Source organism: Streptomyces sp. NPDC045955 (assembly GCF_056430805.1).
Window position 1 is genome coordinate 13,676 of the sequence record NZ_JBWKKY010000027.1, and the last position, 22,997, is coordinate 36,672.

Here is a 22,997-nt window from a genome sequence, read left to right on the forward strand (position 1 = left end):
GTGCCAAAGACGAAAAAGGCGAAGCGCGACAAATCATCGGGCGTACCGCGGCCCGACGAGAAGGGCCCCGACGAGAAGGGCCTCGACTTCGCCCGCGCGTGGGTGGAGTTTCCTGATCCGGCGGACGACGAGCAGGTCTTCCGCTGCGATCTGACATGGCTGACCTCTCGCTGGAACTGCATCTTCGGCAGCGGCTGCCAGGGCATCCAGGCCGGCCGCGCGGACGACGGGTGCTGCACGCTGGGTGCCCACTTCTCCGACGAGGACGACGAGAAGCGGGTCGCCGAGCATGTGGCGAGGCTCACCCCGGACATCTGGCAGCACCACGCCGAGGGCACGAGCAACGGCTGGATCTCCGAGGACGAGGACGGCGACCGGCAGACGCGCCCCTTCCAGGGCTCGTGCATCTTCCAGAACCGGCCCGGCTTCGCGGGCGGCGCGGGCTGCTCGCTGCACATCCTCGCCCTGAAGGAGGGCCGCGAGCCGCTGGAGACCAAGCCGGACGTGTGCTGGCAGCTGCCGGTGCGGCGGACCTACGAGTGGATCGACCGGCCCGACGACACGCGGGTGCTCCAGGTGTCGATCGGCGAGTACGACCGGCGCGGCTGGGGGCCGGGCGGCCACGACCTGCACTGGTGGTGCACCTCGGCGACCTCGGCGCACGGCGCGGGCGAGCCGGTGTACGTCTCCTACCGGCCGGAGCTGATCGAGCTGATGGGCAAGGCCGGCTACGACCGGCTGGTGGAGCTGTGCGAGGAGCGGCTGGCCTCGCAGCTGCCGTTGCTGGCGCCGCATCCGGCCGATCCGGCCGGCTGACCGGCTGTCGCACTGACCGTCTACTGCGTGGACGGGCTCGGGTCGCCGCTGTCCGAGGGCGGAGGCGTCGGGTCCGTCGGGTCCGGGCTCGGGGCCGTGGGGGTGGGGTCCGGGTCGGGTGACGAGGGCGGGGTGGTCGGCGTCGGGTCCGGTGGGGCCGAGGTCGTGGGCGTCGGGTCGGGCCGGGTCGGGGGCGGGTCGCCCGGGTCGCCGGGGCGGGGGTCCGGTCGCGGGCCGGGGTCGGAGGGGCTGGGCGCGGTGCCGTAGCCCTCGATGTGGACGACGGCGCCCACCGGCGCGATCGCCACCTGCGCGTGCCAGGGGCCGGAGGGCTCCCGCAGATGGTCGACGTACACCTTGATCGTCAACGACTCGCCGGGCCGGAGCGTTCCCGACGACTGGCTCAGGTAGAGCCAGTCCGCTCCTGTGGTCGCCGACCAGCGGACCGGGTCCGGGCCCGTGGCGGTGAGGGTGACGAGGGTGGTGTCGCCGCTGTTGTCCGCCGTGACGTCCAGGGCGCTCTTGCGGCCGGCGCCGGCGACGCCGAGGACCTCCACGGAGACGTCGGCCTTGCCGTCCTTGCCGAAGTGGGGGCCGGGTCTGGTGCTCGCGTTGCCGGTGTTCTCGTAGCCGCCGCCGGCCATCTCTCCGTCCAGGGCGAACGGGGTGTCCGCCTGGCGTGCGGAGGCGGAGCGGCCGTCCTGGCCCTCGCCGACGGGAGTGGCCCGGTAGGCGGCCCACAGGGCGAGCACGGGGGCGGCCACGACGGTGGCGACGACGGTCGTGGTGACGGCACGCGCGCGCAGGCGGTCCCTTCGTGCGGCGCGGTCCTTGGGGTCCATCGGGTAGCCGCGCCGGTCGAAGCGGGGTCCGGCGCCACGCGCGCGTGAGGGGTGGGTCATGGCGACGTGCAGGGCCGCGCGCGGGGCCTGCAGGACGGGAAGTTCGGCGGGCGTGACGCTGGTGCCGGGCCAGCGGCCGGGGATGGCGCGCTCGGCGGTGCGGCGGCAGCGCGGGCAGTCGTCGACGTGCCGGACGAGTTCGCGGCGCAGGGTCGAGCCGAGCACGGGCCGGTCGTCCCCGACGAGGTGCGCGACGCTCGGACACGCCCCGGTCTCGACCACGGCCAGGGCCGCACGCGTGCGTTCCACCTCACAGGCGGCCGAGGCGAGCAGATCGCGGGCGGCGGCCGGGGCCATGCCCAGGACGGCGGCGACCTCCTGGCCGGCGAGGTGGTGGCGCACGGCCAGTTCGAGCGCCTCGCGCTGCTCCGGGGTGGTGCCGGCGGCCTCCGGCCAGGCCAGCAGGGCCAGTTCGCGCCGCCGCCGCTCCTGGACCTCCTCGGAGACGGCCGGGCCGGACGGCCGGTCGGCGCGCTGGGGGCGGCCCGCGGCGTGGCTGCTCTGACGTTTCTGCTTGGCCTCGGCCAGCTTGCGCAGGCACGCCCAGCGGGCCAGCGCGTACAGCCACGCCCGGCGGTCGGCGGGGGCCTCGGGGACGTGCTTGCCGCGGCGCTCGGCGAGCGCGAGGGCGTCGCCCAGGGCGGCGGTCGCGGCGTCGTGGTCGCACAGCACGGACAGGCAGTAGGTGAACAGGCCGTCCAGGTAGGGCTCGTAGCGCGCGGGCGGCCGCTGCGCCAGCGTGCGCGCCGCCCCGCGGTCACGCGCTTCCCGGTGCGCCCGGTGCGGGCCGGCCGTGCGGGTGGAGCGGGTCGAGATCTCCGGAGTACTGCTCATCATTCGGCGACCGTAGGCGGCCGTGGGTGGCACCTTCCGGCGGCTTGAGCACATTTAATCCGTACGGGTGAAACGATCCCTCAATCGGGGACATGAACCAGTGGTTCCGCCACCGGCAGGGGGTGGCGGGGCCCTGGCGCACAGGTGGCCGCCCCGGTCGGCCCCCGCGTTGTCAGTGCCGGCGGCTACGGTTTCGTCCATGGCTGCCCGTACGAAGACCACCAAGGACCGCCCGTCCTACCGCTGCACGGAGTGCGGCTGGCAGACGGCGAAGTGGCTCGGCCGCTGCCCCGAGTGCCAGGCCTGGGGGACGGTCGAGGAGTACGGCGCGCCCGCGGTCCGTACGACGACGCCCGGGCGGGTCACCACCTCCGCCCTCCCCATCGGCCAGGTGGACGGCCGCCAGGCCACCGCCCGCTCCACCGGTGTGCCCGAGCTGGACCGCGTGCTCGGCGGCGGACTGGTCCCCGGCGCGGTGGTCCTGGTCGCGGGCGAGCCGGGCGTCGGCAAGTCGACGCTCCTGCTGGACGTGGCGGCCAAGTCGGCGAGCGACGAGCACCGCACGCTGTACGTCACGGGCGAGGAGTCGGCGAGCCAGGTCCGGCTGCGCGCCGACCGCATCCACGCCATCGACGACCACCTCTACCTGGCCGCCGAGACGGACCTGGCGGCGGTGCTCGGCCACTTGGACGCGGTGAAGCCGTCGCTGCTGATCCTGGACTCGGTGCAGACGGTGGCCTCACCGGAGATCGACGGCGCGCCCGGCGGCATGGCCCAGGTGCGGGAGGTCGCGGGAGCCCTGATCCGGGCCTCCAAGGAGCGCGGCATGTCCACGCTGCTCGTGGGCCACGTCACCAAGGACGGCGCGATCGCGGGTCCGCGCCTGCTGGAGCACCTGGTGGACGTCGTCCTGAGCTTCGAGGGCGACCGGCACGCCCGCCTCCGCCTCGTCCGGGGCGTCAAGAACCGCTACGGCACCACCGACGAGGTCGGCTGCTTCGAGCTGCACGACGAGGGCATCACGGGCCTGGCCGACCCGAGCGGACTCTTCCTGACCCGTCGGGCCGAACCGGTCCCGGGCACCTGCCTGACCGTCACCCTGGAGGGCCGCCGCCCGCTGGTCGCCGAGGTCCAGGCGCTCACCGTCGACTCGCAGATCCCCTCCCCGCGCCGCACCACCTCGGGCCTGGAGACCTCCCGCGTCTCGATGATGCTCGCGGTGCTGGAACAGCGCGGCCGGATCAGCGCTTTGGGCAAAAGGGACATCTACTCCGCGACGGTCGGCGGTGTGAAGCTCTCGGAGCCCGCCGCGGACCTGGCCGTCGCCCTCGCCCTGGCCAGCGCGGCGAGTGACACACCTCTCCCCAAGAACCTCGTCGCGATCGGGGAGGTCGGCCTCGCCGGCGAGGTCAGACGGGTCACGGGCGTGCAGCGCAGGCTGGCCGAAGCCCACCGCCTGGGCTTCACCCACGCCCTCGTACCGGGCGACCCGGGCAAGATCCCCTCGGGCATGAAGGTTCTGGAAGTAGCGGACATAGGGGACGCCCTGCGGGTCCTCCCCCGGTCCCGTCGCAGAGAGGCCCCCCGGGACGAGGAGGGTCGCCGGTAGACTTTGCCCTGGTCTCGCCCGTCCGTGCGAACCGAGCGCGCGACACGGGGGCGCCCAGAACCTGCGACCGGAGGAGTGCAGTGGCAGCCAACGACCGGGCATCAGCTCCCGGAAAGTCCGGCGGGAGTGCCGGTACCGAGGGCCTGATGCGCGCCTCGCTGAGCGCCGTGGCACCCGGCACCGCCCTGCGCGACGGCCTGGAGCGCGTGCTCCGCGGCAACACCGGCGGACTCATCGTCCTCGGCTCCGACAAGACGGTCGAGGCGCTGTGCACCGGCGGTTTCGTGCTGGACGTGGAGTTCACCGCGACCCGTCTGCGCGAGCTGTGCAAGCTGGACGGCGGCATCGTGCTGTCCTCGGACCTGTCGAAGATCCTGCGCGCCGGCGTGCAGCTGGTCCCGGACCCGACGATCCCCACGGAGGAGACGGGCACCCGGCACCGCACCGCGGACCGCGTCAGCAAGCAGGTCGGCTTCCCGGTCGTCTCGGTCTCCCAGTCGATGCGGCTGATCGCCCTGTACGTGGACGGCCAGCGCCGCGTCCTGGAGGACTCGGCGGCGATCCTGTCCCGCGCCAACCAGGCCCTGGCGACCCTGGAGCGCTACAAGCTCCGCCTCGACGAGGTCGCGGGCACGCTGTCGGCGCTGGAGATCGAGGACCTGGTGACCGTCCGGGACGTCTCGGCGGTCGCCCAGCGCCTGGAGATGGTGCGCCGCATCGCCACGGAGATCGCCGAGTACGTGGTGGAGCTGGGCACGGACGGCCGGCTGCTGGCCCTCCAGCTCGACGAGCTGATCGCCGGCGTGGAGCCCGAGCGCGAGCTGGTCGTCCGGGACTACGTGCCCGAGCCCACCGCCAAGCGCTCCCGCACGGTCGACGAGGCACTGGCCGAACTGGACGCCCTCACCCACGCCGAGCTTCTCGAACTGCCCACGGTGGCCCGGGCGTTGGGCTACACCGGCTCGCCCGAGACGCTGGACTCGGCGGTGTCGCCGCGCGGCTTCCGTCTGCTCGCCAAGGTGCCCCGGCTCCCCGGCGCGATCATCGACCGCCTGGTCGAGCACTTCGGCGGCCTGCAGAAGCTGCTCGCCGCGAGCGTCGACGACCTCCAGACGGTGGACGGCGTCGGCGAGGCCCGGGCGCGCAGCGTCCGGGAGGGGCTGTCGCGGCTGGCGGAGTCGTCGATCCTGGAGCGGTACGTCTAGCGGCTGCACGGCTGGGACGGGCTGGAACGGCTGAGGGCGGTACCCGGTGCGGGTACCGCCCTCAGGTGTCTCTGCTGCCGGGGCGTCTCTGCTGCCGGATTCCCTGCCGCTGTCCCTAGTCGGCCGACAGCACGAAGGACGTCCGCACCTTCGCAAAGCCCGGAGCCTTGGCTTCCACCAGGTACGTGCCCGCCCCGGCCGAACCCGCCGCAGGCGTGGCGCACTCGGGGGCGCTCGGCTTGCGGTCCCAGTTCACGGTGTAGGTGATGCCGCTGCCCGCGGGCACGCGGTACAGCTGGTGCGCGGCGGCCTTCGGGCAGTCCTCGGAGGACCAGTAGTCGTCGTCGGAGCTCGCCGGGGTGATCGTGAACACCGCGTTCTTCGGTCCGAGATCGATCTTGCAGTCGCTGCCGGAGATGTTCCGCGCGGTCAGCAGGAACGTGGGCCGCTGCTCGGGGTCGTAGGTGTTGTGCCGGCTGCGCAGGCTGAACTTGACCACGCTGGCGGTGCAGTTGGGCAGCGTGGAACCGGCCGGCAGGGTGTCGCCCACGCCGACACCGCCCACCGCCGTACCACCGCCGGAACCGCCGGCACCGTCCGCCCCTCCGGAGCCGCCCGAGCCGGAACCGCCGCCGGAGCCGTCCCCGGAGCCGTCGCCGGAGCCGTCGCCGGACCCGCCCCCGGACCCGGACGACGAGCCGCCGGAGCCCCCGTCGCCCGAATCGTCACGTCCGCCGGGCGCTTGGCTGATGGCCGGGCCCGAACTCGACGGGCCGGGCGTGATGGTGGAGGGCGAGGGATTCTTGCCGTTGGCGCCGTCGTCGCCGTCCTTGCCGCCTCCGCCGCCCATGGTCACGATCCAGGTGATCAGGAGCGCCAACAGGGCGACCACAGACACCAGTACGACCCTCCGACGCCAGTAGATGGAGGAGGGAAGCGGCCCGACCGGATTGCGCAGAGATCCCACGGCCCAAACCTTACGAGAGATCAGCGCGTTCGCCTGTCCCACCCGCCGCTCGGGGCCACAACTTTTCCGGATCATCATCTCGGAATCCCGGAGGCCACCCCTGTCTTTCGTCAGGTTCGGGACGCGACGATCGCTGGGTGTGACGGTACCGGCCTGCCGCCTACCGTCCGTGACCATGACCTTCGAGGACAGCGCGCTCTACCGCGACATCACCGACTTCGCCCATGACACCCCGATGTGGGTACAGCACGGGGCCGGCATATGGACGGAGGCCGGACTGCTGGTCTTCGTCGCGCTGTTCGCCACGGCCTGGTGGCGTGCCCGCCGCGGCACTCCCCACGCGTTCGCGCTCGCGGCCCTCGCACCTGTGGCCACGGCCGTGGCGTACGTGTGCAGCGAGGTACTCAAGTCCGCGGTCACGGAAGAGCGTCCGTGCCGGGCGGTCGCCGGTGCGGCCGCGTCCCTCGCCGCGTGCCCGCCGCACGGCGACTGGTCCTTCCCGTCCAACCACGCCACGATCGCGGGCGCGGCGGCGGTCGCCCTCGCGCTGGTCCGGCGCGCGCTCCTGTGGGTGACGGCCCCGCTCGCCCTGCTCATGGCCTTCTCCCGGGTCTTCGTCGGCGTGCACTATCCGCACGACGTCCTCGCGGGGTTGGCGCTGGGCACGCTCGTGGCCCTCGCCGCCGTACGGCTGGGCAGGGGCCCGGCGACGCGGCTGGCCGGGGCGCTGCGCACCTCGTCGGCACCGGCCGTGCGGTGGTTCACCGGGCCGGGCGGGGCGCCCGTCGGGTCGTACGGCTCGCACGCGCGGCGCTGAGGCGGTCGGCATGCGCGTCCCCGGACCGGAACGCGCCCCCCGTCGGCGTGCCACTCCGGTCGTCACGCTCATCTCCGGTCGTCGCGCGCTCCTCGGGTCGTCACGCTCCTCTACCGCCGTCGCGCGCTTCTCGGGTCGTCACGCCTCCACGAGCCCCGCCTCGTACGCCACGATGGCGGCCTGCACGCGGTTGCGCACGCCCAGCCGGTCCAGGACCGCGCTCACGTACGCCTTCACCGTGCCCTCGACGAGGTGGAGCCGGACGGCTATCTCCGGGTTGGACAGGCCCGCGCCGACCAGGCCGAGCACCTCGCGTTCGCGGGGGCTCAGCACTGCCACGCGCGCGCGTGCCTGTGCCTCACGGGTGAGCCGGCCGCCGCCGAGGCCCTCGTCGATGACGTACCGGGCCACCTTGGGTGAGAGGAACGCGGCGCCGGCGGCCACCGCCCGTACGCCCGCGATGAGTTCGTACGGGTCCCCGGACTTCAGCAGGAAGCCGGTGGCGCCGCCGCCGAGGGCGCGGGTCACGTAGGCGCCCTCGGAGAAGGTGGTGAGCATCGCGACGGCCGTGCCGGGCACGGTCCGTACGATCTCCTCCGCCGCCGTGAGGCCGTCCAGGCGCGGCATGCGGATGTCGAGCAGGGCCACCTCCGGGCGGTGGGCGCGGGCCAGCTCGACCGCCTCGCGGCCGTCGCCCGCCTCAGCGACGACGTCCGTCACGCCGCTGCTGCCGAGGATGGCGCGTACCCCGGCCCGGACCATGGCCTCGTCGTCGGCCAGCAGAACGCGGATCACTGTGAGAACTCCTCGTATTCCTCTCGGCCTTCGCCGGGCAGGCCGATGCGCGGGACCACGTCCTTGGCGACCAGCCGGCCGGCGGCGAAGCACAGTCTGAAGTGGTCGACGGAGACGAACAGTTCGCCGCTCGCCCGGTAGTAGCGGCAGTCGGCTCCCCCGGGTGGGGCGGGGGCCCGGTCGTCGGGCGGGTCGTTCACATCACGCTCGGGCAGCAGGTGCTCGGCCTCGGCCGCCGGGGTGCCCAGGCGCAGTTTCGCGTACGCGGCGGGTTCGAGCACCGAGTGCTTCTCCGCGTACGCGTACCAGCCGAACGCCACGCCGACCAGAACGACGCCCACACCAGCCGCGGTACCGAAGCCGACGGCGACCCGGCGGCGGGCGTGCCGGAAGGGCGCGGGGCCCGGGGTCTCGGAGGTGGCCTGCGGCTCGGGGGTGTCGGGCGCGTACGCCGACACCCGGAACCCCTTCTCGTGCGGTCCGGCCTCGAACGTGCCGCCCACGGAGGTCACGGCGGCCCGCAGCCCGGGCAAGCCCGTACCGCCGCCCGTGGGGCGGGAACTCTCCTGGGTGGGCGGGCCGTTGGTGATGGTGACGGACATCCCCGCGGCTCGTCCCGTCCCCGCGGCTCGTCCCGTCCCCGCGGCCCGTCCCGTCCCCGCGGCTCGTCCCGTTCCCGCGGCTCGTCCCGTTCCCGCGGCTCGTCCCGTCCCCGCGGCCCGTCCCGTCAGCGCCACGGTCACGGGAGCGCCCGGTGCGTGCCGTGCCGCGTTGGTCAGCGCCTCCCGGACCACGCGGTGCAGCAGCCGTTCTGCGACCCCGCCGGGCTCCGGGGCCGGGCCGCCCGGCCCGGCGGGCTCCCAGCGCACCGGCAGGCCCGATTCCGCGGCGCGGGCGACGAGTTGCTCCAGGGTCTCGCCCGCCGGGGCCAGCGGCGCGGGCTCGTCGTCGTCCTCGCGCAGGACGCCGATGATGCGGTGCAGCCGGTCCGTGGCGTCGGCGGCGGCCGCGCGCAGGTCGGCCGCCGCGCTCCGGTGCTCGCCGGCGAGTCCGGGGGCGACCTGGAGGGCGCCCGCGCGCAGGGCGATGAGGCTCAGCTCGTGGCCGAGGGAGTCGTGCATGTCCTGGGCGATCCGGGCCCGTTCGCGCAGCCGGGCGCGTTCCTCGGCGAAGCGGGCCTCGTCCTCCAGCCGGGCGGCGCGCATCCAGCCCGCCTCGGCCAGCTCGCGGCTCTGCCGCCAGTAGCGACCGCCGAGCCAGGGGAAGACGCAGCCGAAGAGCAGCGTGCCCGTCATGACGAGCCACTCGGGGGCCGGGTCGACGCCGACGAGCACGATCCGGGCGGTGCCGGCGCAGCCGACGGCCGCGAAGCACAGCACCGCGGGGCGCGCCCGGCCCGCCCGCAGCCCGAGCAGCAGCGCGAACACGCCGAGGGCGGGGCCGTAGGAGACGGTGAACATGGCCGGCGCTGCGGCCAGGCTCAGGGCGGCCACCAGCCCGAAGGCCACGAGCGGCAGCCGCTGGGACAGGGCGGCGGCGACCGCCAGCACCGCCACACCGGCCGCCTGCTGCCAGGCCGGACGCGGCTCGTTCAGCCCGAGCCGGTCCGCCGTGAGCGCCGGCAGGGCGAGGGCCGCCCAGAGCAGGACGTATCCGCCCAGTGCCCCGGCGGGACGAGGACGTTCCATTCGCCCAAGCTATAGGCGGTCGGCAGGGCGGCACTGCTGTCGATCGTCAGGTACGCCTGTCCCTCCCGGGTGGTGGTGTGCCCGGATCGCGGCCCCCGCGTGGCAGGATCGAATGGCCATGACTGCTCCCACGAAGCCCCCGCACACCAGCCCCGCCGACCCCGCCTCCGGCCCGCCCTCCGGCGAGAGCCTGCACGCCCCCGTCATCGACTGGTTCGACGAGAACGCCCGTGACCTGCCGTGGCGGCGCCCCGAGGCCGGGGCGTGGGGGGTGATGGTCAGTGAGTTCATGCTCCAGCAGACGCCGGTGAACCGCGTCCTGCCCGTCTACGAGCAGTGGCTGGCCCGCTGGCCGCGCCCCGCCGACCTGGCCAAGGAGGCGCCCGGCGAGGCCGTCCGCGCCTGGGGCCGGCTCGGCTACCCGCGCCGTGCCCTCAGGCTGCACGGCGCCGCCGTCGCCATAACGGAACGGCACGGCGGTGACGTACCGGCCGACCACGCCCAGTTGCTGGCGCTGCCCGGCATCGGCGAGTACACGGCCGCCGCCGTCGCCTCCTTCGCCTACGGGCAGCGGCACCCGGTGCTGGACACCAACGTGCGCCGGGTCTTCGCCCGCGCGGTCACCGGCATGCAGTACCCGCCGAACGCCACCACCGCCGCCGAGCGCAAACTCGCCCGCGCGCTGCTGCCCGAGGACGCGCCGACCGCCGCCCGCTGGGCCGCCGCCTCCATGGAGCTGGGGGCCCTGGTGTGCACGGCGAAGAGCGAGTCGTGCCACCGCTGCCCGATCGCCGCGCAGTGCGCCTGGCGGCTGGCGGGCAAGCCGGAGCACGACGGGCCGCCGCGCCGCGGTCAGACGTACGCGGGCACCGACCGGCAGGTGCGCGGGCGGCTGCTCGCCGTACTGCGGGAGGCCCACGGTCCGGTTCCGCAGTCGGCGCTGGACCGGGTGTGGCACGAGCCGGTGCAGCGGGCCCGCGCCCTGGACGGCCTCGTCGCCGACGGTCTGGTGGAGCCCCTGGCGGACGGGCTGTACCGGCTTCCGCTGACCTGACGTACAGACACGTCACAGCCGCGGGTCGTCGCCTGTCACAGTGATCGGGGTGGACATATCACCCCGAATCCACCCCAACACGCCCGCCCCTCTTCCCCGTTCCCACGGCCGTTACACAACCGACGGACAGCCGAGTGCTAGCCGAAGGCTGCTTCGGACAGTGCCGTGACAACGCCTCCGTACCTTCAATTCCGTTCCCGGAAGACACGGGACGACCAAGGAACACAGGCAGTGCACGGACGGCGGGAAGCCGGCCGTAACGGGGAAACGGGAGGCGGTTCACCATGGCGCAGGGCGAGGTGCTCGAGTTCGAGGAGTACGTCCGCACGCGGCAGGACGCGCTGCTGCGCAGTGCCCGCCGCCTGGTGCCGGACCCGACGGACGCGCAGGACCTGCTGCAGACCGCGCTGGTCCGCACGTACGGCCGCTGGGAGACCATCGAGGACAAGCGGCTGGCGGACGCCTACCTGCGCCGGGTGATGATCAACACGCGGACGGAGTGGTGGCGGGCCCGCAAGCTGGAGGAGGTGCCGACCGAGCAGCTCCCGGACGCCTCGGTCGACGACTCCACCGAGCAGCACGCGGACCGCGCCCTGCTGATGGACATCCTGAAGGTGCTCGCCCCGAAGCAGCGCAGTGTCGTCGTACTGCGACACTGGGAGCAGATGTCCACAGAGGAGACGGCCGCCGCCCTCGGCATGTCGGCCGGAACGGTCAAGAGCACGCTGCACCGGGCGCTCGCCCGGCTCCGCGAGGAGCTGGAGTCCCGCGACCTGGACGCACGCGCGCTGGAGCGTGAGGAGCGGGAGCGGTGCGCGGCCTGACCGGCGAGGGGTCTGCACGGACCCCGGGCAGCATCCAGGCGGTGAGTACGGCCCTGGCCGTGCTCGCCGCCCTCGGCCTTTTCGTGTCCGCGTGCGGCGCGGGCGGCACCGGCGCCCGTGACGAGGGCCCGGCGCACTCCGACTCGGTGGCGGGCGCCGCCGCGGCCACACCGTCCGCCGCGCCGTCGAAGACGCCCGACGCGGTCGACGCGGTCCGGCTCGTCAAGGACGACCCGAAGGTCTCCCCCGAGGTGAAGCGCGAGCTGAAGCCGTGCGTCGCCGACGAGTACCCCGTCGACGTGTCCTACGGCAACCTCACCGGCGGATCGGGCGACGACGTCGTCGTCAACGTCCTCAGCTGCGGTGACGCTGTGGGTGTGGGCAGCTACGTGTACCGCGAGGAGGACGGCTCGTACAAGAATGTGTTCAAGGCCGAGGAGCCCCCGGTCTACGCGGAGATCGACCGCGGCGACCTGGTCGTGACCAAGCAGGTCTACGAGAAGGGCGACCCGGTGTCGAGCCCCTCCGGGGAGAACGTGATCACATACAGATGGACCTCCGGCCGGTTCGACGAGGAGTACCGCACGCACAACGACTACGGGAAGGTCGGCGGCGACACCCCGTCGCCGGAGCCCGCGAGCTGACGTGGGCGCAGGGCGTGTGAACCGATCGGGCCGCTCGGACCGATGCCCCGGTGAACGCATCGACCGGATCGCGCGTCCCCCAGAGGGAACGCGGCAGAACGCACCCCACGAATCACACGAGGACTGAGAGCACCGGGATGGCAGACCAGACCCATGTCCTGTTCGTCGAGGACGACGACGTCATCCGTGAGGCCACGCAGCTCGCCCTGGAACGGGATGGCTTCGTGGTCACCGCCATGCCCGACGGGTTGTCGGGCCTGGAGGCGTTCCGGGCGGACCGCCCGGACATCGCGCTGCTGGACGTCATGGTTCCCGGCCTCGACGGGGTCAGTCTGTGCCGCCGTATCCGGGACGAGTCGACCGTGCCGGTCATCATGCTGTCGGCGCGGGCCGACTCCATCGACGTCGTGCTGGGCTTGGAGGCGGGGGCCGACGACTATGTGACCAAGCCGTTCGACGGTGCCGTGCTGGTGGCCCGGATCCGTGCCGTGCTGCGCCGGTTCGGGCACGCGGGCGGCGGCCGGGCGGAGGAGCCGGCCTCCCCGGCCGGCGGCGGGGTGCTGACCTTCGGGGATCTGGAGGTCGACACCGAGGGCATGGAGGTCCGCCGGGCCGGGCAGCCGGTGGCGCTGACGCCGACCGAGATGCGGCTGCTGCTGGAGTTCTCCACGGCACCGGGCACGGTGCTCTCCCGCGACAAGCTGCTGGAGCGGGTGTGGGACTACGGCTGGGGCGGGGACACCCGCGTGGTCGACGTGCACGTGCAGCGGCTGCGGCAGAAGATCGGCCAGGACCGCATCGAGACGGTCCGCGGTTTCGGCTACAAGTTGAAGGCCTGAGCAGGGGTTATGAGCGGGCACTTCCGGCGCCTGATCGCCACGGGCTTGGAGCGCGCGGGCATCCGCACGGGCCTCAGATGGAAGCTGAGCGCGGCCATCGCGCTGGTCGGGGCGCTGGTGGCGGTCGCGCTGAGCCTGGTCGTGCACAACGCCGCCCGAGTGTCGATGCTGGACAACGCGCGTGACCTGGCCGACGAGCGCATCCTGATCGCCCAGCGCAACTTCGAGCTGTCGGGGCGGATGAACTTCCCCAACACCAAGATCGACGACCCGAATCTGCCGGTGGCGCTGCGGCAGCGCGTGGAGGCGGGCCAGCGGGCGACGTACGTGGCGGACCGGCCCGGTGACGTGCCCGACATATGGGCCGCCGTGCCGCTGAAGAACGGGCATGTCATGTCCCTGCACTCGGGCTTCACCGACCGCAGCTCGGACATCCTCCAGGACCTCGACCAGGCCCTGCTCATCGGCTCCATCGCGGTCGTCCTCGGCGGCAGCGCGCTGGGCGTGCTCATCGGCGGGCATCTCTCGCGGCGGCTGCGCAAGGCGGCCGTCGCGGCCAGCCAGCTCGCGGGCGGGGAGACTGACGTGCGCGTGCGGGACGCCATGGGCGGGGTCGTCCGGGACGAGACCGACGACCTGGCGAGCGCGGTGGACGCCATGGCGGACACGCTGCGGCAGCGGATCGAGGCCGAGCGGCGGGTCACCGCCGACATCGCGCACGAGCTGCGCACGCCGGTGACCGGGCTGCTGACCGCCGCCGAACTGCTGCCGCCCGGCCGCCCGACCGAGCTGGTGCTGGACCGAGCGAAGGCGATGCGCACGCTCGTGGAGGACGTACTGGAGGTGGCCCGGCTGGACGGGGCCTCGGAGCGGGCGGAGCTCCAGGACATCATGCTGGGCGAGTTCGTCGCCCGGCGGGTGGCGGCGAAGGACCCGGACGCCGAGGTGCGGATCGTGCACGAGTCGGCGGTCACCACCGACCCGCGGCGCCTGGAACGAGTGCTGTTCAACCTCCTCGCCAACGCGGCCCGGCACGGCAAGCCGCCCATCGAGGTCACCGTCGAGGGCCGGGTCATCCGCGTCCGCGACCACGGGCCCGGCTTCCCCGAGGACCTGCTCGCCGAGGGACCGAGCCGCTTCCGCACCGGCAGCAAGGACCGGGCCGGGCACGGCCACGGCCTCGGCCTGACCATCGCGGCCGGGCAGGCCCGGGTGATGGGCGCCCGGCTGACCTTCCGGAACGTACGCACGCCGGGCGCGCCGGAGGGCGTACCGGCCGAGGGCGCGGTGGCGGTGCTGTGGCTGCCGGAGCACGCGCCGACGAACACGGGGAGTTATCCGATGCTGCCCTAGGTCGTGTCCGCGGGGCGTGCCCGTGGGGTGGTCAGCAGGTCCAGTCCTGGTCGAGGTCGAGTCCGCCCTCCCTGGGCTGTGTGAAGGAGAACCAGTTGCCGGAGTCGTCACGGAACAGCGCCTCCGTCCCGTACGGGCGCTCCTGCGGCTCCTGGAGGAACTCCACGCCCCGGTTCTTGAGCTTCTTGTAGTCGCCGTGGATGTCGTCGGTGGTCAGCACGCCGGCGCCGAGCGCGCCCTTCGACACCAGCTTCCGGAGCATCTCGGCGGACTCGGGGTCCATCCCGGCCCCGCCGGGCACCATCAGCGTGAACTCGACGTCGGGCTGACGCGGCGAGCCGACGGTGAGCCAGCGCATGCCGCCCTCGCCCATGGTCATGTCCGTACGGACCTCAAACCCCAGTTTCTCGGTGTAGAACTCCTTGGCCCGGTCCTGGTCGAGGACCCAGACGGTCGTGATGGCGAGACCCTTGATCATGGCGTGCTCCTGCTGGTCGGCGGCCGGTTCGTGCCTGCCCTGCCACGGTAGGCAGCGGGGGTGTCAGCCCGCTTCTCCGGAATTGCGCTGTTGCCCCGGGGTGGGAGCGGGCCGGAAGCCGCCGGCCCACAGCATGGCGTAGCAGCCCGGTATGAGTGCCGCTCCGCGGCCCACGTGCTTCGTCCGGTACTCGCTGGGCGTCAGGCCGGTCCACGCCTTGAAGCGGGCCGAGAACGTGCCGACACTGCTGAAGCCGACCAGGTGGCAGATCTCCGTCGCCGAGAGGTTCGCCGTACGCAGCAGGTCCTCGGCGCGTTCTATGCGGCGGTGCGTGAGGTACTGCCCGGGGGTCTCGCCGTACGCCTCCCTGAAGGCGCGGATGAAGTGATACCGCGAGTACCCGGCGTGTGCGGCCACGGCGCCCAGGTCCAGGTCCGGATCGGCCCAGTCCCGGTCCATGGCGTCCTTGGCGAGGCGCACCTGCCGCATCTTGTCCATGGATCCGATGGTGGCACGAGGGTCTGACAGCGAGGCCTGTGCGACCGGCCGCAGGACGAAGGCCCCCGAGGTGAGAACCTCGGGGGCCTTCGTCCTGCGGTCCGCTCAGACGGTCTCCGCCACGGGCGGCTGCGCCGCCGGGGCGTCCGGGTCGTCGTCCGTCTTCGGGCCCGCGCCCTTGAGCGGGACCTCCTTGACGAACACGGCCGCCGCCAGGGCGAACACCGCCACCACGGCTCCCAGCAGGAACGCCGAGTGCGTGCCGGCCGACACCGCGTGCTGGTAGGCCTCCCGGACCAGTACCGGAAGCTTCTCCAGGCTCTTGGCGTCGAGCTGCGCCGACTGCTCGGTGATCTTGGAGCCCAGCGCACCGGCCCGCTCGGCCATGACGTCCTGGACGCGGTTGTTGAACAGCGCGCCCATGATCGCGACGCCGAAGGAGGAGCCGAGGGTGCGGAAGAGGGTGGTCGACGAGGACGCGACGCCCATGTCCTTCATCTCCACGCTGTTCTGCGCGACCAGCATGGTGATCTGCATCAGGCAGCCCATGCCGAAGCCGACCACGGCCATGAAGACGCCGGACGTGAACCGCGAGGTCCCCGTGTCCATCGTGGACAGCAGGTAGAGACCGACGGTCATCAGGACGCTGCCGAGGATCGGGAACACCTTGTACCGGCCGGTGTTCGTGGTGACCCGGCCGGCGACCATCGAGGTCACCAGCATCGCGCCGAGCATCGGCAGGAGCAGCAGCCCGGAGTTCGTCGCGGAGGCGCCCTGCACGGACTGCTGGTACAGCGGCAGGAACAGCGTCGCGCCGAACATCACGAACCCGGTGATGAAGCCGATGACCGACATCAGCGTGAAGTTGCGGCTGCGGAAGATGTGCAGCGGCACCACGGGCTCGGCCGCCCTGGTCTGCCAGAACACGAACCCGACGAGCGCGGCGACACCGATGCCGATCAGCTCCATGATCCGCGCGGAGCTCCAGGCGTACTCCGTGCCGCCCCAGGTGGTGACGAGGACGATCGCGGTGATGCCGACGGTCAGCAGGGCGGCGCCCAGGTAGTCGATCCGCGCCTCGGACCGCTTCTTCGGCAGGTGCAGCACCACACTGATGGCGACCAGCGCGACCACGCCGAGCGGCAGGTTGATGTAGAACGCCCAGCGCCAGCCCCAGTGGTCGGTGATCGTGCCGCCGACCAGCGGGCCGCCGATCATCGCCAGCGCCATGACGCCGGCCATCATGCCCTGGTACTTGCCGCGCTCCCGGGGCGGGATCAGGTCACCGATGATCGCCATGACGCCGACCATCAGACCGCCGGCACCGAGGCCCTGGACGGCACGGAAGCCGATCAACTCGCCCATGTTCTGGGCCATGCCGCTGAGCGCGGAGCCGATCAGGAACAGGACGATCGACGTCATGAACGTGCCCTTGCGGCCGTACATGTCGCCGAGCTTGCCCCACAGCGGGGTGGAGGCCGCGGTCGCGAGCGTGTACGCGGTGACCACCCACGAGAGGTGTTCGAGGCCACCCAGATCACCGACGATCGTCGGCATCGCCGTACCGATGATCATGTTGTCGAGCATCGCGAGCATCATCGCGATCATCAGCGCGAGCAGGACGACCCGCACGCTCTTCGGCTGTTTCCCCCCGGTGTCGGCGCCGACCGCCGGTGTGTCCGTCGTGTCCGCCATTGCTTTCCCACTCCCCCAGCTACCGCTACTTACTTGTCGACCGGCTAGTGACTACACTCGGAAGCTAGCCGCGGAACTTGCCGGGCGTCAAGTAAGTTTTATGGAAAGGGAGCGGCGTAGGAGGATGGGCGGCACCATGGACGGCACCAGGCATCGGCGCCGCGGGGACACCCGCCAGCGCATCCAGGACGTGGCCCTCGAACTCTTCGCGGAGCAGGGCTACGAGAAGACCTCTCTGCGCGAGATCGCGGAACGCCTGGAGGTCACCAAGGCGGCGCTCTACTACCACTTCAAGACGAAGGAAGAGATCCTCGTCAGCATCTTCGAGGACCTCACGAAGCCGATCGAGGAGCTGATCGAGTGGGGGCGGCAGCAGCCGCACACGCTCGACACCAAGCAGGAGATCATCCGCCGTTACGCGGAGACCCTGGCCGGCGCCGCGCCGCTGTTCCGCTTCATGCACGACAACCAGGCGACGGTGCGGGAGCTGCGGATCGGCGACTCCTTCAAGGAGCGCATCCGCGGTCTGCGCGACATCATCATCGACCCGGAGGCCGACCTGGTCGACCAGGTCCGCTGCGTCAGCGCGATCTTCACGCTGCACGCCGGGATGTTCCTGCTCCAGGACCTGGAAGGCGACCCCGAGGACAAGAACAAAGCCGTCCTCGAGGTCGCCACGGACCTGGTGACCCAGGCCCACGAAGGATCCCGGGGCTCCTAGCGCAGCCGGGCCGCGTCCGGCTGTCAGACCTTGACGCCCTTGGCGCGCAGGAACTTCACCGGGTCGACCGCCGAGCCGTAGTTCGGGGTCGTACGGATCTCGAAGTGCAGGTGCGGACCGCTGGAGTTGCCGGTGTTGCCGGACCGGGCGATCTCCTGGCCGGTCTTGACGACCTGGCCGACCCTCACCTCGACCTTCGACAGGTGGGCGTACTGCGAGTACGTGCCGTTGCCGTGCCTGATCACGACGGCGTTGCCGTACGCGGGACCGTCACCGGCGCCGTTGCCGCCGGCCTTGACGACGGTGCCGCCGTGGGCGGCGACGACCTGGGTGCCGCTCGGCACGGCGAAGTCCTGCCCGCTGTGCTTGGACTGCCACATGCCACCGGCCTGGGCGAAGCTCGCGGAGAGCGTGTACTTCTTCACCGGGTCGACCCAGGACGGCGTGGCCTTCTTCGCGGCCTTCTGCACCGCGGCCTTCTTGGCGGCGGCCGCCTTCTTCGCGGCGGCCTTCTTCGCGGCGGTGGCCTGAGCGGCCTTCTCAGCCTTCGCGGCCTCGGCCTTGGCGGCCTTGGCCTGGGCGGCGGCCTGCGCCTGGACGGCACCGGCGGCACCGGACGCGGCCGTGGTGTCGGCGGCGGACGCGACCCCTGCTCCCAGTGCGACCGAGACACCGAGGCCGGCGGCCAGCACGGTCGCACGGGTGCGGAGCTGGGACGTACGGGAAGAACGGGACGTGACGCGCTGGGACATCGAAACCTCGCGGGGAAGGGGACGGTGAAAACCACCCGGCGCACAGTCGCTCGCCGAATGGCCATCCCTTGGTAACCCGAAGTCCGACAAACTCCCAAAAGCGTGATCTACGGCCTAAGTTAGTAACTTCGCTCAGTGTTCTACGTCTCTTGACATGACTCTCATTCGGGACGAATCAGGGCACTACACCGCACTTCAGCGCGCTCCACGGGCCAAGAATCCCTTTCCTCCCTATCCGTTCAGCACTATTCCGCCTAGTAACGGACATATCGCCTGTGCGGCATGTCACCGGAGAGCCTCTTCGGCCATTCCGGAAATGTGGCGCACGCCTCTATCCACCTACCGTCCGGTAACCCTACGGTTCCCCTCGCGCCACCCTCGCCCACGAACATGCACACGACATGTTGGCAGCGTCACGGACGTGAGAGGAACCCCACGACATGCAGACCCGACGCCCCTGGTTGCGCCGCGCATCAGTGACCGCAGTCTCGGCGGCCGCCTTCGTGGCGATGGCCGCACCGGCCGACGCCGCGGCCCGTGCAGGTGCCACCACGGCGGTCACCACGGCCGCCGCCGCAGACGTCGACTACGCGACCTGGCAGAAGGACTGCCAGACGGTGATGAACCAGGCGCTGCCCTATCTGAAGCAGCGGATCGCTGCCGCCAGGCCGGGCGAGAAGCAGGCGATCGTCTTCGACATCGACAACACCACGCTGGAGACCGACTTCGGCTTCAGCTACCCGCAGCCGGCCAACAAGCCGGTCCTGGAGGCCGCGAGATACGCCCAGGAACGCGGCGTCGCCCTGTTCTTCGTGACCGCGCGCCCGGACATCATCTACTCGTTCACCGAGTACAACCTCAAGCAGGCCGGCTACCAGGTCTCCGGCCTCTACGTCCGGAACTTCATCGACCTCTTCAAGAACGTCGCCGAGTACAAGACGGCCCAGCGCGTCGACGTCGAGAAGAAGGGCTACACGATCATCGCGAACATCGGCAACAGCGCGACCGACCTCTCCGGCGGCCACGCCGAGAAGACGTTCAAGCTGCCGGACTACGACGGGCAGCTGTCGTAGGGCGGGAACTCGTCCGCTCTCAGGGCATGGAAAAGGGGCCGGTGCTTTTCAGCACCGGCCCCTCTCACTCGACCGTGACGCTTACACGTCCTTGCTCAGGTTCGGTCCCGTGCCACCGGCCGCCTGCTCGATCGGCGGGACGTCCGGCAGGGCCGACTTCTCCTCACCCCGGAAGGTGAAGGTCTTGGTCTCGCCCTCGCCCTCGGTGTCCACGACCACGATGTGACCGGGGCGCAGCTCGCCGAAGAGGATCTTCTCCGACAGGCTGTCCTCGATCTCGCGCTGGATCGTCCGGCGCAGCGGCCGGGCGCCCATCACGGGGTCGTAGCCCTTCTTGGCGAGGAGCTCCTTGGCGGACTGGGCGAGCTCGATGCCCATGTCCCGGTCCTTCAGGCGCTCGTCCACCTTGCTGATCATCAGGTCGACGATCCGCAGGATGTCGTCCTGGGTCAGCTGCGGGAACACGACCACGTCGTCGACGCGGTTGAGGAACTCGGGCCGGAAGTGCTGCTTGAGCTCGTCCGAGACCTTGTTCTTCATGCGCTCGTAGTTGGTCTTCGTGTCACCCGAGGCCGCGAAGCCCAGGTTGAAGCCCTTGGAGATGTCCCGGGTGCCGAGGTTGGTCGTCATGATGATGACCGTGTTCTTGAAGTCCACGACCCGGCCCTGGGAGTCGGTCAGGCGACCGTCCTCCAGGATCTGCAGCAGCGAGTTGAAGATGTCCGGGTGGGCCTTCTCGACCTCGTCGAAGAGGACGACCGAGAACGGCTTGCGGCGGACCTTCTCCGTCAGCTGGCCGCCCTCCTCGTAGCCCACGTAACCGGGGGGCGAACCGAAGAGACGCGACACCGTGTGCTTCTCGCTGAACTCCGACATGTCGAGGGAGATCAGCGCGTCCTCGTCACCGAAGAGGAACTCGGCGAGCGCCTTGGACAGCTCGGTCTTACCGACACCGGACGGGCCGGCGAAGATGAACGAGCCACCGGGACGCTTCGGGTCCTTCAGACCGGCACGCGTACGGCGGATCGCCTTCGACAGCGCCTTGACGGCGTCGTTCTGGCCGATGACCCGCTTGTGGAGCTCGTCCTCCATGCGCAGCAGGCGGGAGGACTCCTCCTCGGTCAGCTTGAAGACCGGGATGCCCGTGGCCGTGGCGAGGACCTCGGCGATCAGCTCGCCGTCGACCTCGGCGACGACGTCCATGTCGCCGGCCTTCCACTCCTTCTCCCGCTTGGCCTTGGCGGCCAGGAGCTGCTTCTCCTTGTCGCGCAGGGAGGCGGCCTTCTCGAAGTCCTGCGAGTCGATCGCGGACTCCTTGTCGCGGCGGACACCGGCGATCTTCTCGTCGAACTCGCGCAGGTCCGGCGGCGCGGTCATCCGGCGGATGCGCATCCTCGATCCGGCCTCGTCGATCAGGTCGATCGCCTTGTCCGGCAGGAAGCGGTCCGAGATGTACCGGTCGGCCAGCGTGGCGGCCTGGACCAGCGCCTCGTCCGTGATGGAGACGCGGTGGTGCGCCTCGTAGCGGTCACGCAGACCCTTGAGGATCTCGATCGTGTGCGGCAGGGACGGCTCGGCGACCTGGATGGGCTGGAAGCGGCGCTCGAGGGCCGCGTCCTTCTCCAGGTGCTTGCGGTACTCGTCCAGCGTGGTCGCACCGATGGTCTGCAGCTCACCGCGGGCCAGCATCGGCTTCAGGATGGAGGCCGCGTCGATGGCGCCCTCGGCGGCACCCGCACCGACGAGCGTGTGGAGCTCGTCGATGAACAGGATGATGTCGCCGCGGGTGCGGATCTCCTTGAGCACCTTCTTCAGGCGCTCCTCGAAGTCACCGCGGTAGCGGGAGCCGGCGACCAGCGCGCCGAGGTCCAGGGTGTAGAGGTGCTTGTCCTTGAGGGTCTCGGGCACCTCGCCCTTGACGATGGCCTGGGCGAGGCCCTCGACGACGGCGGTCTTGCCGACGCCGGGCTCACCGATCAGGACCGGGTTGTTCTTGGTACGGCGGGACAGCACCTGCATGACCCGCTCGATCTCCTTCTCGCGCCCGATGACCGGGTCGAGCTTGGACTCACGAGCGGCCTGGGTGAGGTTCCGGCCGAACTGGTCGAGGACCAGGGACGTCGAGGGGGTGCCCTCGGCAGGCCCGCCGGCGGCGGCGGTCTCCTTGCCCTGGTAACCGGAGAGCAGCTGGATGACCTGCTGCCGCACCCGGTTGAGATCTGCGCCCAGCTTGACCAGGACCTGGGCGGCGACGCCCTCGCCCTCGCGGATCAGGCCGAGCAGGATGTGCTCCGTGCCGATGTAGTTGTGGCCCAGCTGAAGGGCCTCGCGGAGCGACAGCTCCAGGACCTTCTTGGCACGGGGGGTGAAGGGGATGTGACCCGACGGGGCCTGCTGGCCCTGCCCGATGATCTCCTCCACCTGCTGGCGGACCGCCTCGAGCGAAATCCCGAGGCTCTCAAGGGCCTTGGCGGCGACACCTTCACCCTCGTGGATCAGGCCCAGGAGGATGTGTTCAGTGCCGATGTAGTTGTGGTTGAGCATCCGGGCTTCTTCCTGAGCCAGGACGACAACCCGCCGCGCGCGGTCGGTGAACCTCTCGAACATCGTTAATCGCTCCTCAGAGCGGTCAGGCAGTGGGGGGAACTTCCCCTCCCTGTCCTTCCGCAGCTTAGTCCCGCAAGCGGGGACCGCTCATTCCAACTGCCGACACCGTCCTTGGCCTCCTGACCCCGAACGCCGACATCTGCTCCAACCCGATGGTGCGAGACGATGTTCCCGCAGGCCAGGCAGTTACCCCCTTCGTCAGTACGCCCATGGCGAACGTGAGACAGCCTTTCCTGCGTGTCGCCCCCTCCCACTAGGGATGTCTTACCCGCACGGACCGGAAGTCCATGCCGAGCGCCCCCCTTCCCTCCGCTACGGGCGAACAACCTTGCGCCTTCCCGCGCCCCCCGCACGCCCCCATTCGGCCACGGTGTGCCCTCGTGACGCCACTCAGCGTAACCCGCACATCCTTCCGGCTGTTGCACTTGGCATGTTCGGCGCCCCCCTCCCCGTCCCGCTCCCCCGTCGCCCGCTCGACGCGAGCTGCCGGGTCCGGCGGTGGTACGAGAACGAACTGGGCTGGCCGACGGTGCCCGGCGATCCTCTGCGACTGGTGGTGGGGGTGCGCTACGACGTCCTGGAGGTGCCCGTCGAGGCGGGACACGCGGCCCTGCGGCGCCTGGCATCGGGCTCTCCGGTGGCCGTGCTCGGCGACCGGATGCGATTCCTGGTGGCGGCGGGCACGGCGGAGGAACTGCCCGGGCTGCTGGAGTGGCTGGAGTGGGGAACACTGCCGCTCGACCTGACGGCGATCGGAACGGGCACCACGATGGAGGCGCCCCGGCCACCATGGCCGGATCCGCCTCCGGCCTGCGAGAGGGGCGAG

The 22,997-nt window shown here is 71.5% G+C and carries 20 protein-coding genes and 1 pseudogene; 12 read left to right on the forward strand and 9 right to left on the reverse strand.

Features of this window, described 5'->3' with window-relative positions:
• The gene (locus AC07F0_RS35485; protein WP_436729531.1) at nucleotides 1-816 is read left to right on the forward strand and encodes a DUF3109 family protein; all 816 of its coding nucleotides are present in this window, start codon (nucleotides 1-3) and stop codon (nucleotides 814-816) included.
• A gap of 20 nt (nucleotides 817-836) precedes the next feature.
• Here the strand turns inward: AC07F0_RS35485 and AC07F0_RS35490 are convergent, their stop codons facing one another.
• Nucleotides 837-2,555 carry a BACON domain-containing protein gene (locus AC07F0_RS35490; RefSeq protein WP_478984035.1) on the reverse strand — a complete coding sequence of 573 codons (1,719 nt, stop codon included), beginning with the start codon at nucleotides 2,553-2,555 and terminating at the stop codon, nucleotides 837-839.
• Nucleotides 2,556-2,751: 196 nt separating this feature from the next.
• Here AC07F0_RS35490 and radA point away from each other — a divergent pair, with 196 nt between their 5' ends.
• Entirely contained in the window at nucleotides 2,752-4,161 is a 1,410-nt protein-coding gene (gene radA / locus AC07F0_RS35495; RefSeq protein WP_086564614.1) for a DNA repair protein RadA, read from the forward strand.
• Nucleotides 4,162-4,241: 80 nt separating this feature from the next.
• A complete protein-coding gene (disA, locus tag AC07F0_RS35500; protein ID WP_274818155.1) occupies nucleotides 4,242-5,366 on the forward strand; it encodes a DNA integrity scanning diadenylate cyclase DisA in 1,125 nt (374 codons plus the stop codon).
• A 115-nt stretch (nucleotides 5,367-5,481) separates the two neighbouring features.
• On the opposite strand, the gene AC07F0_RS35505 is transcribed toward disA, so the two are convergent.
• Complete coding sequence (locus AC07F0_RS35505) at nucleotides 5,482-6,333, reverse strand: hypothetical protein (RefSeq protein ID WP_478984036.1); 852 nt, start codon at nucleotides 6,331-6,333, stop codon at nucleotides 5,482-5,484.
• A gap of 175 nt (nucleotides 6,334-6,508) precedes the next feature.
• Here AC07F0_RS35505 and AC07F0_RS35510 point away from each other — a divergent pair, with 175 nt between their 5' ends.
• Nucleotides 6,509-7,150 carry a phosphatase PAP2 family protein gene (locus AC07F0_RS35510; protein WP_478984037.1) on the forward strand — a complete coding sequence of 214 codons (642 nt, stop codon included), beginning with the start codon at nucleotides 6,509-6,511 and terminating at the stop codon, nucleotides 7,148-7,150.
• Nucleotides 7,151-7,288: 138 nt separating this feature from the next.
• On the opposite strand, the gene AC07F0_RS35515 is transcribed toward AC07F0_RS35510, so the two are convergent.
• On the reverse strand, nucleotides 7,289-7,945 hold the full coding sequence (locus AC07F0_RS35515) for a response regulator (protein ID WP_478984038.1): 657 nt from the start codon (nucleotides 7,943-7,945) through the stop codon (nucleotides 7,289-7,291).
• On the reverse strand, nucleotides 7,942-9,633 hold the full coding sequence (locus AC07F0_RS35520; RefSeq protein ID WP_478984039.1) for a histidine kinase: 1,692 nt from the start codon (nucleotides 9,631-9,633) through the stop codon (nucleotides 7,942-7,944). The genes AC07F0_RS35515 and AC07F0_RS35520 overlap by 4 nt, the downstream gene beginning before the upstream one ends.
• Before the next feature lie 118 nt (nucleotides 9,634-9,751).
• On the opposite strand from AC07F0_RS35520, the gene AC07F0_RS35525 reads away from it, so the two are divergent.
• The 5 genes from AC07F0_RS35525 to cseC all read left to right on the forward strand — a co-directional run bounded on the left by AC07F0_RS35525 (nucleotide 9,752) and on the right by cseC (nucleotide 14,347).
• Nucleotides 9,752-10,687 (forward strand): HhH-GPD family protein, encoded by a 936-nt coding sequence (locus AC07F0_RS35525; RefSeq protein WP_478984040.1) that lies wholly within the window; start codon nucleotides 9,752-9,754, stop codon nucleotides 10,685-10,687.
• 284 nt (nucleotides 10,688-10,971) lie between these two features.
• Complete coding sequence (locus AC07F0_RS35530; RefSeq protein WP_003992025.1) at nucleotides 10,972-11,511, forward strand: SigE family RNA polymerase sigma factor; 540 nt, start codon at nucleotides 10,972-10,974, stop codon at nucleotides 11,509-11,511.
• Nucleotides 11,499-12,155, forward strand: a complete 657-nt coding sequence (locus AC07F0_RS35535) for a hypothetical protein (protein WP_478984041.1) — start codon at nucleotides 11,499-11,501, stop codon at nucleotides 12,153-12,155. Before AC07F0_RS35530 ends, AC07F0_RS35535 begins: the two co-directional genes overlap by 13 nt.
• 137 nt (nucleotides 12,156-12,292) lie before the next feature.
• On the forward strand, nucleotides 12,293-12,994 hold the full coding sequence (gene cseB / locus AC07F0_RS35540; protein ID WP_436729539.1) for a two-component system response regulator CseB: 702 nt from the start codon (nucleotides 12,293-12,295) through the stop codon (nucleotides 12,992-12,994).
• Between the two features lie 9 nt (nucleotides 12,995-13,003).
• The gene (gene cseC, locus AC07F0_RS35545) at nucleotides 13,004-14,347 is read left to right on the forward strand and encodes a two-component system sensor histidine kinase CseC (RefSeq protein ID WP_478984042.1); all 1,344 of its coding nucleotides are present in this window, start codon (nucleotides 13,004-13,006) and stop codon (nucleotides 14,345-14,347) included.
• Between the two features lie 31 nt (nucleotides 14,348-14,378).
• Here the strand turns inward: cseC and AC07F0_RS35550 are convergent, their stop codons facing one another.
• The 3 genes from AC07F0_RS35550 to AC07F0_RS35560 form a co-directional block, all read right to left on the reverse strand.
• The gene (locus tag AC07F0_RS35550; protein ID WP_478984043.1) at nucleotides 14,379-14,825 is read right to left on the reverse strand and encodes a VOC family protein; all 447 of its coding nucleotides are present in this window, start codon (nucleotides 14,823-14,825) and stop codon (nucleotides 14,379-14,381) included.
• A gap of 63 nt (nucleotides 14,826-14,888) precedes the next feature.
• The gene (locus AC07F0_RS35555; RefSeq protein ID WP_478984117.1) at nucleotides 14,889-15,314 is read right to left on the reverse strand and encodes a helix-turn-helix transcriptional regulator; all 426 of its coding nucleotides are present in this window, start codon (nucleotides 15,312-15,314) and stop codon (nucleotides 14,889-14,891) included.
• A gap of 114 nt (nucleotides 15,315-15,428) precedes the next feature.
• Nucleotides 15,429-17,018 carry an MDR family MFS transporter gene (locus tag AC07F0_RS35560; RefSeq protein WP_478984044.1) on the reverse strand — a complete coding sequence of 530 codons (1,590 nt, stop codon included), beginning with the start codon at nucleotides 17,016-17,018 and terminating at the stop codon, nucleotides 15,429-15,431.
• Between the two features lie 124 nt (nucleotides 17,019-17,142).
• Here AC07F0_RS35560 and AC07F0_RS35565 point away from each other — a divergent pair, with 124 nt between their 5' ends.
• The gene (locus AC07F0_RS35565; RefSeq protein ID WP_478984045.1) at nucleotides 17,143-17,739 is read left to right on the forward strand and encodes a TetR/AcrR family transcriptional regulator; all 597 of its coding nucleotides are present in this window, start codon (nucleotides 17,143-17,145) and stop codon (nucleotides 17,737-17,739) included.
• 23 nt (nucleotides 17,740-17,762) lie between these two features.
• Here the strand turns inward: AC07F0_RS35565 and AC07F0_RS35570 are convergent, their stop codons facing one another.
• Nucleotides 17,763-18,491 (reverse strand): M23 family metallopeptidase, encoded by a 729-nt coding sequence (locus AC07F0_RS35570; RefSeq protein WP_478984046.1) that lies wholly within the window; start codon nucleotides 18,489-18,491, stop codon nucleotides 17,763-17,765.
• A 440-nt stretch (nucleotides 18,492-18,931) separates the two neighbouring features.
• Here AC07F0_RS35570 and AC07F0_RS35575 point away from each other — a divergent pair, with 440 nt between their 5' ends.
• Entirely contained in the window at nucleotides 18,932-19,564 is a 633-nt protein-coding gene (locus tag AC07F0_RS35575; protein WP_478984047.1) for an HAD family acid phosphatase, read from the forward strand.
• Nucleotides 19,565-19,645: 81 nt separating this feature from the next.
• Here AC07F0_RS35575 and AC07F0_RS35580 read toward each other — a convergent pair whose 3' ends face one another.
• On the reverse strand, nucleotides 19,646-22,171 hold the full coding sequence (locus AC07F0_RS35580; protein WP_436729547.1) for an ATP-dependent Clp protease ATP-binding subunit: 2,526 nt from the start codon (nucleotides 22,169-22,171) through the stop codon (nucleotides 19,646-19,648).
• Between the two features lie 430 nt (nucleotides 22,172-22,601).
• Here AC07F0_RS35580 and AC07F0_RS35585 point away from each other — a divergent pair.
• Nucleotides 22,602-22,997 (forward strand): annotated as a pseudogene (locus tag AC07F0_RS35585) (SCO3374 family protein); the annotation flags it as partial.

What these genes read in the sequence shown, in the direction of transcription:
- AC07F0_RS35550 (WP_478984043.1), bottom strand. Translation starts at nt 14,825, where the DNA reads ATGATCAAGGGTCTCGCCATCACGACCGTCTGGGTCCTCGACCAGGAC.
- cseB (WP_436729539.1), top strand. Translation starts at nt 12,293, where the DNA reads ATGGCAGACCAGACCCATGTCCTGTTCGTCGAGGACGACGACGTCATC.
- AC07F0_RS35490 (WP_478984035.1), bottom strand. Translation starts at nt 2,555, where the DNA reads ATGATGAGCAGTACTCCGGAGATCTCGACCCGCTCCACCCGCACGGCC.
- AC07F0_RS35580 (WP_436729547.1), bottom strand. Translation starts at nt 22,171, where the DNA reads ATGTTCGAGAGGTTCACCGACCGCGCGCGGCGGGTTGTCGTCCTGGCT.
- cseC (WP_478984042.1), top strand. Translation starts at nt 13,004, where the DNA reads ATGAGCGGGCACTTCCGGCGCCTGATCGCCACGGGCTTGGAGCGCGCG.
- radA (WP_086564614.1), top strand. Translation starts at nt 2,752, where the DNA reads ATGGCTGCCCGTACGAAGACCACCAAGGACCGCCCGTCCTACCGCTGC.
- AC07F0_RS35525 (WP_478984040.1), top strand. Translation starts at nt 9,752, where the DNA reads ATGACTGCTCCCACGAAGCCCCCGCACACCAGCCCCGCCGACCCCGCC.
- AC07F0_RS35565 (WP_478984045.1), top strand. Translation starts at nt 17,143, where the DNA reads ATGGGCGGCACCATGGACGGCACCAGGCATCGGCGCCGCGGGGACACC.
- AC07F0_RS35510 (WP_478984037.1), top strand. Translation starts at nt 6,509, where the DNA reads ATGACCTTCGAGGACAGCGCGCTCTACCGCGACATCACCGACTTCGCC.
- AC07F0_RS35555 (WP_478984117.1), bottom strand. Translation starts at nt 15,314, where the DNA reads ATGCGGCAGGTGCGCCTCGCCAAGGACGCCATGGACCGGGACTGGGCC.
- AC07F0_RS35570 (WP_478984046.1), bottom strand. Translation starts at nt 18,491, where the DNA reads ATGTCCCAGCGCGTCACGTCCCGTTCTTCCCGTACGTCCCAGCTCCGC.
- AC07F0_RS35520 (WP_478984039.1), bottom strand. Translation starts at nt 9,633, where the DNA reads ATGGAACGTCCTCGTCCCGCCGGGGCACTGGGCGGATACGTCCTGCTC.
- AC07F0_RS35560 (WP_478984044.1), bottom strand. Translation starts at nt 17,018, where the DNA reads ATGGCGGACACGACGGACACACCGGCGGTCGGCGCCGACACCGGGGGG.
- AC07F0_RS35530 (WP_003992025.1), top strand. Translation starts at nt 10,972, where the DNA reads ATGGCGCAGGGCGAGGTGCTCGAGTTCGAGGAGTACGTCCGCACGCGG.
- AC07F0_RS35575 (WP_478984047.1), top strand. Translation starts at nt 18,932, where the DNA reads ATGCAGACCCGACGCCCCTGGTTGCGCCGCGCATCAGTGACCGCAGTC.